This is a genomic window from Streptomyces monashensis, assembly GCF_001866665.1.
Taxonomy (GTDB): domain Bacteria; phylum Actinomycetota; class Actinomycetes; order Streptomycetales; family Streptomycetaceae; genus Streptomyces; species Streptomyces monashensis.
Window position 1 is genome coordinate 1 of sequence record NZ_MLYO01000126.1, and the last position, 10,322, is coordinate 10,322.

General features: G+C 69.8%; 15 protein-coding genes and 3 pseudogenes. 10 read left to right on the forward strand and 8 right to left on the reverse strand.

Annotated elements, in window-relative coordinates; translation table 11 throughout:
- Together BIV23_RS44000 and BIV23_RS51015 are read left to right on the forward strand one after the other, a co-directional pair.
- The coding region (locus BIV23_RS44000; RefSeq protein WP_177240254.1) for an AEC family transporter at positions 1–232 on the forward strand (232 nt) is incomplete at its 5' end.
- 240 nt (positions 233–472) lie between these two features.
- On the forward strand, positions 473–718 hold the full coding sequence (locus tag BIV23_RS51015) for a hypothetical protein (RefSeq protein ID WP_177240253.1): 246 nt from the start codon (positions 473–475) through the stop codon (positions 716–718).
- A 185-nt stretch (positions 719–903) separates the two neighbouring features.
- Here the strand turns inward: BIV23_RS51015 and BIV23_RS52990 are convergent, their stop codons facing one another.
- Entirely contained in the window at positions 904–1,152 is a 249-nt protein-coding gene (locus BIV23_RS52990) for a hypothetical protein (RefSeq protein ID WP_245790939.1), read from the reverse strand.
- Between the two features lie 125 nt (positions 1,153–1,277).
- Here BIV23_RS52990 and BIV23_RS44015 point away from each other — a divergent pair, with 125 nt between their 5' ends.
- The 3 genes and pseudogenes from BIV23_RS44015 to BIV23_RS44025 all read left to right on the forward strand — a co-directional run bounded on the left by BIV23_RS44015 (position 1,278) and on the right by BIV23_RS44025 (position 3,294).
- The gene (locus tag BIV23_RS44015; protein WP_071386617.1) at positions 1,278–1,778 is read left to right on the forward strand and encodes a GNAT family N-acetyltransferase; all 501 of its coding nucleotides are present in this window, start codon (positions 1,278–1,280) and stop codon (positions 1,776–1,778) included.
- A gap of 161 nt (positions 1,779–1,939) precedes the next feature.
- Positions 1,940–2,163 (forward strand): annotated as a pseudogene (locus BIV23_RS48020) (IS701 family transposase); the annotation flags it as partial.
- A gap of 648 nt (positions 2,164–2,811) precedes the next feature.
- Positions 2,812–3,294 (forward strand): hypothetical protein, encoded by a 483-nt coding sequence (locus BIV23_RS44025; RefSeq protein WP_143079252.1) that lies wholly within the window; start codon positions 2,812–2,814, stop codon positions 3,292–3,294.
- A gap of 123 nt (positions 3,295–3,417) precedes the next feature.
- On the opposite strand, the gene BIV23_RS53745 is transcribed toward BIV23_RS44025, so the two are convergent.
- From BIV23_RS53745 to BIV23_RS44035, 4 genes and pseudogenes are all read right to left on the reverse strand, one after another.
- Positions 3,418–4,068 carry a reverse transcriptase domain-containing protein gene (locus tag BIV23_RS53745; RefSeq protein WP_342746418.1) on the reverse strand — a complete coding sequence of 217 codons (651 nt, stop codon included), beginning with the start codon at positions 4,066–4,068 and terminating at the stop codon, positions 3,418–3,420.
- Positions 3,998–4,258 carry a reverse transcriptase N-terminal domain-containing protein gene (locus tag BIV23_RS53750; RefSeq protein ID WP_342746419.1) on the reverse strand — a complete coding sequence of 87 codons (261 nt, stop codon included), beginning with the start codon at positions 4,256–4,258 and terminating at the stop codon, positions 3,998–4,000. The genes BIV23_RS53745 and BIV23_RS53750 overlap by 71 nt, the downstream gene beginning before the upstream one ends.
- A pseudogene (locus BIV23_RS44030) lies at positions 4,245–4,568 on the reverse strand (carbonic anhydrase); the annotation flags it as partial. The gene BIV23_RS53750 and the pseudogene BIV23_RS44030, both read right to left, overlap by 14 nt.
- A gap of 391 nt (positions 4,569–4,959) precedes the next feature.
- On the reverse strand, positions 4,960–5,607 hold the full coding sequence (locus BIV23_RS44035) for a type III effector protein (protein ID WP_071386620.1): 648 nt from the start codon (positions 5,605–5,607) through the stop codon (positions 4,960–4,962).
- 128 nt (positions 5,608–5,735) lie between these two features.
- Between BIV23_RS44035 and BIV23_RS44040 the strand changes: the two genes are divergently transcribed.
- The 3 genes from BIV23_RS44040 (at position 5,736) to BIV23_RS44050 (ending at position 7,173) form a co-directional block, all read left to right on the forward strand.
- Positions 5,736–6,167, forward strand: coding sequence for an Hsp20/alpha crystallin family protein (locus tag BIV23_RS44040; RefSeq protein ID WP_071386621.1), 432 nt, complete (start codon positions 5,736–5,738; stop codon positions 6,165–6,167).
- Between the two features lie 100 nt (positions 6,168–6,267).
- The gene (locus tag BIV23_RS44045; RefSeq protein ID WP_071386627.1) at positions 6,268–6,663 is read left to right on the forward strand and encodes a DUF2267 domain-containing protein; all 396 of its coding nucleotides are present in this window, start codon (positions 6,268–6,270) and stop codon (positions 6,661–6,663) included.
- 75 nt (positions 6,664–6,738) lie between these two features.
- A complete protein-coding gene (locus BIV23_RS44050; protein WP_425443587.1) occupies positions 6,739–7,173 on the forward strand; it encodes a DUF2267 domain-containing protein in 435 nt (144 codons plus the stop codon).
- 81 nt (positions 7,174–7,254) lie between these two features.
- Here BIV23_RS44050 and BIV23_RS44055 read toward each other — a convergent pair whose 3' ends face one another.
- On the reverse strand, positions 7,255–7,599 hold the full coding sequence (locus BIV23_RS44055) for a MerR family transcriptional regulator (protein ID WP_071386623.1): 345 nt from the start codon (positions 7,597–7,599) through the stop codon (positions 7,255–7,257).
- A 563-nt stretch (positions 7,600–8,162) separates the two neighbouring features.
- Between BIV23_RS44055 and BIV23_RS44060 the strand changes: the two are divergent.
- Positions 8,163–8,291: pseudogene (locus tag BIV23_RS44060) on the forward strand (IS3-like element ISRhosp1 family transposase); the annotation flags it as partial.
- 176 nt (positions 8,292–8,467) lie between these two features.
- Here BIV23_RS44060 and BIV23_RS44065 read toward each other — a convergent pair.
- Positions 8,468–9,403 carry an SDR family oxidoreductase gene (locus BIV23_RS44065; protein ID WP_071386625.1) on the reverse strand — a complete coding sequence of 312 codons (936 nt, stop codon included), beginning with the start codon at positions 9,401–9,403 and terminating at the stop codon, positions 8,468–8,470.
- 363 nt (positions 9,404–9,766) lie between these two features.
- Here BIV23_RS44065 and BIV23_RS49995 point away from each other — a divergent pair, with 363 nt between their 5' ends.
- The gene (locus BIV23_RS49995) at positions 9,767–10,024 is read left to right on the forward strand and encodes a hypothetical protein (RefSeq protein ID WP_143079253.1); all 258 of its coding nucleotides are present in this window, start codon (positions 9,767–9,769) and stop codon (positions 10,022–10,024) included.
- 36 nt (positions 10,025–10,060) lie between these two features.
- On the opposite strand, the gene BIV23_RS44070 is transcribed toward BIV23_RS49995, so the two are convergent.
- Positions 10,061–10,322 (reverse strand): PIN domain-containing protein (locus BIV23_RS44070; protein ID WP_071386626.1); only part of this gene is annotated, 262 nt, incomplete at its 5' end.

The window sequence follows — 10,322 nt, forward strand, 5'->3', positions numbered from 1 at the left end:
GAAGTCCCTGGGCCAACCGGCCGTGGCGTGGGTACTGGCGAGGGGCGTCTTCGGCCTGCACGGCGCCCCGCTGCTGGACGTGGTGGTGACCTCGGCTCTGCCGGCCGCGCAGAACCTGTTCACGTACGCGAGCCGGTACCAGGTGGCCGAGTCCCTGGCGAGAGAGTCCATCCTGCTGTCGACGGTGGCGTCGGTACCGGTGTTGGTGGGGGTGGCGGCGGTGTTGGGATGAGCGTCAGCCGACGGGGAACCCGCCAGTGCCGAGCTTCAGGTCGAACGGCTCCGGAAGCGGGGAACTCGTCGCCGAACTTGCCTGCGTGCGGGACGCGATAGACGTCTCCCTCGGCTCGCCGTACAACGTGATGATGGGGCCTCCGGGGCCCAGCTGTCGATGAGGAGGCAGAGCGGGACGCCCGCCTGCGCCTGTCCAACGGCCTTCTTGGAGCGATCGCTGCTTTCGTTGGACTCTGAGGTGATCTCGACGACCAGCTCAGCCGCAGCCACCGGCACGTGGTTGCGCTTCTTCACGCGCAGCACCTACTCGGCGCCACCGCAAGGTCAGGCATATGGAGCCCGTCGCGGGACGGTACTGCCGTGCCCGGGCGGCGCCCACCTCGCCCCCTACGCCACCAGCAGGCCCGCGCCGGCCGAGGACACCCCCGTCGTCGTCCTGGCCGTCACCGCCGCCCGCGAGGACCTGGACGGCCTGGGAAGTTGAATGCAGAGCACGAATGGTGGGGCTTCTCTCGTCGTAGCCGTGGGTCGCCGCGTTGTCCGCATGCGTGGGCGCCGCGTTCATCGAGCGACGGCCGCCCGTCAGGGGTGTCACACACCTTCAGCAGTTCCGTGTCCGGTACGAGTTCCGGGTCGTCGGCCTGACCGCCGGAACGCATGGTCACGGTGTCACCCGGCCAGGAGAGCGAACAAGTCCTCCATCGAGGCGCGTGCCGCCCAGGCCGTCGCGGCCGAGACGGCGTCCGAGCGCCGAGCCGGCTGCTCCGGATCGGCCGGCGCCGCCTCCCTGCCGTCCAGCAGGAACTGACGCAGAGGGGAGATCTCCGTGGCCGCACGGTTGCCGTCAGATCGGTCGCCACGGCGGGTGCCGTCGACCGCCGGGCACCACTCCTTGACGAGGCCGACGGCTCGCTCCACGAGGTGCACCAGGTCCTGCCGCCCGGAGAAACCCGAGAACTGGGATGTGTGCCATCGTCTTGGGGCTGTCCGCCGCTGATGGAAACTCAGATGGCACCGGCGCGCGGTCCGGGTAGAGTCGCGCCGTGCCCGACCTGAAGCAGCTGGATGCCGGCCATGCCCCGGCGGTCCTGGCCTTCGAGCTGGCGAACCGCGCCTACTTCGCTGCCTCGATCTCCGACCGGGGCGATGAGTTCTACGACCAGTTCGCCGAGCGGCACAGCGCCATGCTGGCCGAGCAAGAGGCCGGCGGCTGCGCGTTCTATGTGCTGGTCGCCACGGACGGCTCGGTTCTGGGCCGGTTCAACCTGTACGACATCCAGGACGGTGCTGCCAACCTCGGTTACCGGGTCGCGCAGCACGTCGCCGGCCGCGGCGTTGCGACCGCGACGGTCCGGGAGTTGTGCCAGCTGGCGGCGGCACGGCACGGGCTGCGCACAGTGCGCGCAGCCACCTCCCACGCCAATGTCGCGTCCCAGAGGGTGCTGGCAAAGGCCGGGTTCGTCTCGGTCGGCCCGGCAGACCCGGCCGACCTCGGCGGTAAGCCGGGCACCTGGTATCAGCGCGATCTGGCACTCCAGCCGTAGACCGCGATCTCGCCGGTGGACCGGCTGAGGGATGGCTGCGGGATGGCTGCGGGATGGCTGCGGCCACCGTTGATCATCGGTGTGCGAAGACTGAAGATCATGCGGTGGCCGCAGGTCACTGCGTAGACCCTGCTCGGTGGAAAGAGGCGTTCGAGGACCTGATGGGCCGGATCGCGGGCCGGTTCAAGCGGGTCGACCCCGACGCCGGGTACGGCACTCGGTGCTCGGGCTGCTGTCGGATCTGCCGCGCAAGCACTGCTGGACCATCGCCGAGTGGGCTGGGGAGACCACCCCGGACGGCATGCAGCACCCGCTGGGGCGGGCCAAGTGGGAAGCCGACGCCGTCCGTGACGACGTGCGCGGTTACGTGGTGGAGCATCTGCACCCCGCCGAACGCCGGTGCCCCGACAAATCGAGTGAGCCCATGAGCGACGACGTCCTGTCGATCATTCCGACCGATCCCCAGTGGCAGCCCGACCGGCGGCGGGCCGAGCGGACTGCCGCGCTCGCCGCGGAGCTGGCTCCCGGCCTGCCCGATGGCGTGGAGGTCCAGATGGACGTCACCTGGCACGCCACCTTCACCCCCGTCGACCGCGGCGACAACCTGGAACGGATCGGCTGCCCGCACTGCGATGCCTCGATCGACACCGAGTGGTACGCCGACCTGCTGGAAAGCCCACTGTGAGGACGGCCTCGCCACCTCGGCCGTGGAAGTGCCCTGCCGCGGCGCCACCACATCGCCGGACACGTGGGACTACGACTGGCCGTGCGGCTTCGCCCGCTTCGAGACCGCCATCTGGAACCCCGGCCCGTCGGTCGGGGGCGTTGTCCTGCCTGTCTTCGTCGCGTGCTTGGCGTGGTCGGCTTGCGCCGGCCAAACCCCACGCGCAGTACGACAGTTGGCGCCCCGCCCGCTACTCCATGCGGCCTGTCGAATGCCGTCTCCTTCGCGGTGTGAGTGAGGTCTGGTGTGAACGGTCTTGGGCGGCGACATTGGTAGTGGCGGGGAAGCACACGCGTCCGGGGGGTACCTATGGCGCAGGAAATGGAAGCACGTCAGGAGCGCATCAGAGCGGCCGGAGGACACGGGACTGATCAGGCAGTCCTTCTCGGCACCGCTCTCGTCGCCACCATCACAGTGAACAGTGACCCCAGCAACTGGGGTCCCACCGACTCGATCATCGGAATCGTCCTTCTTCTCATCATCGGCGCTCACTACCGGTGGTCCGAGTACGGCGTGGGCTGGGACCGGGCAGTGAAGACCTGGACGTTCGCCGCCATCACGGCGCTGTGCGTGTGTCTGGTCGCCGCGTTCCCCGAGCTGAAGATCAGCGGAAGCGAAGACACCACCGACACGTGGCTCATACCGATCACCTGGGCGGTCTCCACGCCGATCCTGTGGGCTGCACACGTCAAGCTGCCGGTGAGAGGGAATGTCCGGGACGATGCGGCGGGTCGAGAATCGCAGGAGTCGGTGCTCGATGTCAGGCCGGACGCCGCGGGTTCCGATGCCTGAGCTGCGGGACCTGCATCAGCTGTCCGGGCTGTAGTCGCCCGCTTCACGCCCCCCGGCCATGGTCGGGGGGCTTTCCGTCGTGCGGCCGTTTCGCCCTACCCGTACTCCCCTGACCGTGTTCAGTCAGCGGGGTCGCCTTCGACGCGAGGGGGATTGCGTGCAGCGTCGGGTGGATGACGTGACAGGCCGGCTGCTGCTGCGTACCGCGGGTGTTGCACCACCGGGTGGCGGTCGGGTTGCGCGGGAGCGGTGGCGGGCGCGCCGGGATCGGGTGGTGCGGGCGGCGTATCGGCGGGGTGTTCCGGTGGAGGAGCCGGCTGCGCGGATGGGGCTGTCGGCGGGTTGGATTCGGCATGTGCCGGCCGGGCAGAAGCGCTCGATCACCCCGGCCTTCAGCCACTGTCGGACCATGGCCCGGGCGGGGAAGGTGCCGAGCTGGGCCAGAAGCCGGTCGTGGTCGATACGGTCGAACGCCGCTGCCAGGTCCGCGTCCGGGATCCACACGCGCCGCGGGTTCTTGCCGTTGAGCGTGTTGTGGATGACCCCGATCGCGTCGTGGCAGCCCCGGCCCGGACGGAAGCCATACGACCTCGCCCCGAACCGGGCCTCCCACTCGGGTTCCGGCGCCGCCGACATCCGGGCCGGGTGGCACCGGTCGACGATCACGGGAATGCCGAGTGGGCTCCGTCTGCGTCCCCCCGCCTTAGGGATGAAAGCCCGCCGGACCGGACGGGCCTGCCAGATGCTGCCGCGCTGCTGGATGAAGCGCGCCACCTCTGACTTGCCCGGGGCGCTCGGCCACGACCTGACCGTCGATCCCCGCTGTCTTCCGTCCGGCGTTGACCTCCGTCACCCGGCGCACGCTGACCAGCGTGTCACTCAGGCTCCGGAGCATCAGTTTCTGCAGTTTCCTGACTTTCGCCAGGTCACCGTCCCTCGACGCCGTGAAGATGCGCTGGCGCAGGCCCCAGGACCTCCTGCGGCTCGACGCACCCGGCGGACCGCGCGGCCAGCACGCCGGGGGTCACCCGCTCCACGACGTCCCGGACGTATCCGGCCGGTGTCATGCAGTCCTCCAGCGCGGCGCAGACCGCGCCGACCGCGCCGCACGAGTCGTGACCGAGAACGATCACCAGCGGGCAGCCCAGCACGTCCACGCCGTATTCGATGCTGCCCAGCACCTCCGGGCCCATGACGTGGCCGGCGGTGCGCACCACGAACAGGTCGCCCAGGCCGCGGTCGAAAATGATCTCGGCGGCCAGCCGGGAGTCGGATCATTCGGTGGCAGTGCGTGGATGCTCACAGCGCTGGTGCGGAGCCCTGTGCGGCCTCGCTGGGGGGGCGTACCGGCTGCAGCCCGAGTCGGAATAGTCCCAACGATGCCGACGTGCATGAACGCACGGCGAAGCGGCCGGCGTCGTGGGACGGACGCCCGGTGACAGCCGCCATCGTGGTGGCCACCGTGATCCTCGCGGTGGTGTCCGCCGTGGTACGTGTGCCCAGGTGAGCGTCTATGGGCTGTTCGGAGAACTGGTGGTGCGGAGCCGACGCGCCGCAGCCGGCCGGTCACCGTCGTCCGCGCCGTGCCCGGACATGCTGACAGCGCCTCCCGGCAGCAGATTCCGTCTCGGCGCCGACAGCTGCAGCAGTCAAGGAAGCACCGGCTCAGTCGGAGGCGGCGGAGGTGCTGTCGGTGAGGGCATCGAGTCGGGCGGCGAGGTCGGGGTGGAGGTGTGTCAGGTAGGGGCGAGTGGCGTTCAGGGGGCTGACGAGGGCGGCGGGGTCGTCCTGGGCGAGGGCCGCGTCGAGCTGGCTGACGGGGCCGCGGGCGGCGGCGGGGAGCTGGGTGAGGCCGGTGATCTGGCCGGCGATGCGGCGCAGGTCGGCGGCGTTGCGGCGGGCCCAGGCGGTGACGGCGCGGTCGGCGGCGCGGCGTTCGCGGGTCGCCTGGACGCGTTGTTCGCCGGTGGCGCCTGCGGGGCCGGGCCGGCCTCGCAGGTAGCGGCGTTCGGCGGCCTGGCGGCTGCCGACGCCGAGCGGGTGGGCGAGGTCGGCCCAGCTGGCGCCCGCGGCGCGGGCCGTTTCGATCAGGCCGTTCTCCCAGTCGGCGAGCTGCTCGCGAACCTGCCGCAGCAGCAGCAGCGAGGCCAGGGCCTGCTCCGGGTCGGGGCCGGTATCAGGGTCCTCGGAGGTCCCTCGCCGGGCAGCGTGCAGAGCGTCGTCTATGGCGTGCAAGGCCGCCGCGGCGGCGAGGAACGAGGCCGGGCTGCGGGCGTCGGTGCCGGACGAGGCCGGGTGGTCGGCTGCTGCCATGAGCACCTCCTTCAAGCATGTCGTCCGTTCGATGACATGGTGTTTGTCATCCATTGGATGACATGTTACAACGGTTTCAGTGAGGCGCATTGGCAGCAACTGCCCGAACCTTCTGGAGGTGTTTCACGATGTTGATGCGCACCGATCCCTTCCGTGAACTCGACCGGCTGGCTCAGCAGATGATGGGTCCGGGCACCTGGTCGCGGCCGTCCGCGATGGCGATGGACGCCTACCGCGAGGGTGACGAGTACGTGGTGGCCTTCGACCTGCCGGGCGTCAGCCCCGAGGCGATCGACATCGACGTCGAGCGGAACATGCTGACCGTCAAGGCCGAGCGCCGGCCGGTGGCGAAGGGCGACGACGTGCAGATGGAACTCTCCGAGCGGCCCCTTGGCGTCTTCTCCCGCCAGATCGTGCTCGCCGACACCCTCGACACCGAGCACATCACGGCCGACTACGACGCCGGGGTGCTCACCCTGCGCATCCCGATCGCCGAGCGTGCCAAGCCCCGCAAGATCTCCATCGGCGTCGGATCCGGCCGCAAGGAGATCTCCGGCTGATCGCAGGCGACAGGGGCCGATCAGAAGCGGAGGGTGGGCCTCCCCCTCACCCGCCCTCCGCACTCACCGGAGCAGAAGCCGAAGAAGGGTGGCGGCCGACGTGACCCTGCGAATCGAAGCGTTCCTCGACCAGGTGAAGGAACGCGGCGAGTACGAAAGTGAGCAGGAAGCAGAACGCGCGGCCCGCGCGGTCCTCGCCCTGCTGGGCGCACACCTGGTCGGCGACGTACGCGCCCAGCTGGCGGCGCGCCTGCCGGAGGGCTTCGCCCTGATCCTGCTCAATCCGCTGCAAAGCGCCGAACCGCTGCCACCGGAGCGGTTCGTGCGGGCGACGGCGGCCTGGATCGAGGGAGCCACCGAGCAGACCGCAGCCTGGGACGTCAGCGCCATCCTCAGCACGGTCGCCGACGCTGCCGGTGACGACCTCCTGGAGCAGATCCTGCTTCAGCTCCCCGCAGGCTACGACCTGCTCTTCGGCCGCCCCCAGCCCACCTGACCACCCCACTCCCGGTGTCCGCACAATCCGTGCGGGCACCGGCACCCCAGCGAGAGAAAGGCAACCACCGCAGTGATGTCCGACCGGCGTGCACCGCTTGAGCACCTGCCCGTGACGACGTTCGAGCAGATGCTGGACAAGGTCCGCTACGAAGGCGCCTACCCCACCCGGGAACAGGCCGAGGAAGCCGTGCGTCTCGTCGTTTCCGGACTCGGACGCCAGCTGACCGGCGAGGAACGCGTCGAACTGGCCGCCCGCCTGCCCTGGGAGGCCGCACGCATCCTCACCGAACAGATCCCCGACACCCAGCCGCTGACCGGCTGGGCCTTCGTCAAGGACCTCGCTACCCGCAGCGGCGCCAGCCTGGCCACCACCCGCTGGGACACCGGCTCCGTCCTCGCCGCCGTCGCCGCCTCGGCCGGTCCCGATCTGCTCACCCGCATCCTGCGCCAACTCCCCACCGGCTACGCGCTGTTGTTCGGCCGCGCCGAACTCACCCAGGCGGCCTGAACGCGCGCCTCGAAGCCTTGATGCCGGTCGGCTTCCCTCGCCGGCGGTCGGTGTTGTCCGCCCTGCCGACCGGCGTTGTGATCAGGCCGTGGTCCTCGGCTGTGACTCGCCGCTCCGAGCGCGCAGTTGCTCGTTGATGCGCCGGGCTTCTTCGAGCTGGTCTTCGAGGATGACGATGCGGCAGGCAGCCTCGACGGCAGTGCCCTGGTCGACGAGTTCGCGGGCCCGGGCGGCGATGCGCAACTGGTAGCGGGAATAGCGGCGGTGCCCGCCTTCGGAGCGCAGCGGGGTGATCAGGCGGTGTTCGCCCAGGGTGCGGAGGAAGGCGGGGGTGGTGCCGAGCATCTCGGCGGCCCGGCCCATCGTGTAGGCGGGGTAGTCGTCGTCATCGAGATTGTCGACGGGACGGGAACTGGCAGGGGGCACAGACCTCTTCTTCCAGGGATGCGTCGGGGGGCCCGGGCGCCAGTACTGGCGCCCGGGCCCCGAGCTTTCAACACCATCCACCGGCAACCCGTGCCGGCCTTCTTTGTCCGCAGGTTCCGCCTGGGAGGGCGGGGCTGCGGGGATCGCGATGCGTGACCGGGGACCACCTTCCAATCCGGGGCCTGCGGTACCCGGGCGGATTTCTGCCTCGCCCGGGCGATCCTGATGGCGCTCTGCTCCTTACCTTCGGTTACTTGGTTGTACTGCTGGATACCGCGGGTACTGCCCGCGACCCCTGAGGGCCGCGTCCTGCTTGACCTGCACGCACGGCAGTTCGTGTCTGCCGTACCTTCAACGACTTCCGAGGTACGGCACAACGATAACCCCGTGACGGGTCAATATCTACTATGACAACGACAGGTTTTCTTGCAAGTCCATGCGTGGATTTCTGCTCCAAATACACTCGGAACAGTGCTGCCAGGGGTTGAACTCCTGCCTGAGGTTGATCCTTTGGAGTGGACGCCCGGACAATGGATCTCGATGGTCCGGGGAAGGATGTCCGGATGGGACGCCAGCCTCCGTACTCGGAGGAGTTCCTGAAGGACGCCGTCGCGCTGTACCGCGCGTCCGGCGGTAAGTGCACGTACGCGGCGGCGGCCGCGGATGTCGGGATTCCCGGCGCAAGGATTCGACCCATGCGGCGCCCCGCCGATGACCAGCACCACCTCGGCGGGGTCAGCCCCGGCTGATAGCCGAACACGGCTGGTACCGTCGCCGCAGTGCAGTACACAGCGCCGGTCGGCGGTAGTGATGCCGATGCCCGCTCATGGGCCGCGGGATTGCCGCGGCGGGACGTGAGCGGTGCCCGTCACCGATACCCGGCGGCGTCCGCCGGCTTGCCGGCGGCGTCGACCTCCACCAGGTAGCGCCAGCAGTCCGGACGTGAACCGTCGAGGTCGGTGAAGCCATACTCCAGTGCAAGTTGTCCGCTGGACAGTGACTGGCCGTTCCAGCGTGCGACGCCCGCGTCGCCAGCCAGCGCCGCGACAGCGCGTCCGACATACGACGGGCTCTCCGAGATGCAGAAGTGCGGCGCCGTTGCCAGCGCATCGCGCCAGTTGTCCTCGGTGACGCCGAACATGTCGAGCATCATCTCCGAACGCAGCCAGCCCGGGGTGAGCGCCACCGCCGTCCCGCGGTGCGGCTTCAACTCGTGTGCGAGCACGAACGCCATACGCAGCACGCTGTTCTTGACCAGGTCATAGAAGTATGAGTTGCGGTAGTTTGTTCGATTGTATGCTGACGTCCCGTCGGTCATTTCGATCACCAGCCCGCCCGGTCGCCGCACCAGGAGCGGCAGCAGGAAGTGGCTGGTGATCGCATGGCTCTCCACACCCAGCCGGAGCAGCCGCAGTCCGTTGTCGAGGTCGTGTTCCCACACCGGTTTGTCGAACTCGAACAGCCGCTCGCCGCCCCAGACATCGTTGACCAGCACGTCGAGTCGCCCCTGCTCGGTGTCGATGCGCTCAGCCAGCGCACGGACCTGCTCGGGCACCAGATGGTCAGCCGGCACCGCGATGCCGGTTCCGCCCGCGGCGGTGACGAGTTCCGCAGTTTCCTCGATCGTCTCGGGCCGGTCGTACTCCGAGCGCTGTTCCCGAGTCGTCCGGCCGGTGACGTAGACCGTCGCGCCCGCCGCGCCGAGTTGGACGGCGATGCCGCGCCCGGCGCCCCGCGTGGCCCCCGCGACCAGCGCGATCTTTCCGTGGAGGTCCGATATCGATGAGTCGGACGTGAATCGCATGGAGGTCCTTGTCTGTCGGTACGGCCCGGTCGGCGCCCGTCATCGACACCGACCGGTGACACATGCTCGACCCGAAACCCGACACCTTGTGTCGCATTTCTTCAGGTCAGGCGGTCAGGGACGTCCCCACGGATACGTGCTGCGGATCCGCTGCGACGCAGACGGCACCACCCGCCGCGTCCTCATCGGCACCCAGACCCACGACGGCACCCAGTGGTTCGGCCTGGACGAATGCAGCCTTCAGCCATGGGGGCTGTGCACCCGGGCGGCCGCGGAAGTACGACGCCTGCGTGGCACCGTCCGCCGCCTCGGTGCCCTATCGTCCCCACCCGCACCGACCGAGCCCGCACCCCCGTCCGGCCCGTGGCCGCCGTACAGGCCGGCGACGACCGAACGGAGGCATCCGCCGCACTCCAACAAGCCGTCGAACAGGACCGGCCGACAAGCACCCTGCGCCACTGCCTCACCCACGCAGAAGCCGCCGCGCACGACGGGGCGAGCACCGAGGAGAACGCTCTGCTGCGCCGCGCCACCGACCTGCTGTTGCGCAAAGACTGGCACAGAAGCGGCGCCTCTCAACCGCCTGGCCGGCCGTACATGATCAGTTGGCGTCCCTCGTAGGGCACGGGCAGGCACAGAAGCTGCGCTCGGACCGCGTCAGGGTGTGAGGTCCAGGACGCGGACCGGCTCGCCGACCCACCGCTCGGGAGCGGTCGTGGCGATGATCGCCCCGTCGGGGCGGTCCGGGGTGGGCTGTGCGGCGTACCGGGCGTGCGCGCCGGCCCAGGTCTCCTGGCCGGCCACGGCGAGGGCGGCGGGCAGGTCCAGGTCCAGGACGGTGATGCCGGGCAGGGCCGCCAGGTGCTCGGCCGTGCCGGGGCGAGCGCGGTCAGCTTCGACGAGGGCGCAGGTGGGGGCG

Coding starts and splice junctions, on each gene's coding strand:
- BIV23_RS44050 (WP_425443587.1), top strand. CDS start 6,739: ATGTCCGACCGGCGTGCACCGCTTGAGCACCTGCCCGTGACGACGTTC.
- BIV23_RS44025 (WP_143079252.1), top strand. CDS start 2,812: ATGGCGCAGGAAATGGAAGCACGTCAGGAGCGCATCAGAGCGGCCGGA.
- BIV23_RS44040 (WP_071386621.1), top strand. CDS start 5,736: ATGTTGATGCGCACCGATCCCTTCCGTGAACTCGACCGGCTGGCTCAG.
- BIV23_RS44065 (WP_071386625.1), bottom strand. CDS start 9,403: ATGCGATTCACGTCCGACTCATCGATATCGGACCTCCACGGAAAGATC.
- BIV23_RS44035 (WP_071386620.1), bottom strand. CDS start 5,607: ATGGCAGCAGCCGACCACCCGGCCTCGTCCGGCACCGACGCCCGCAGC.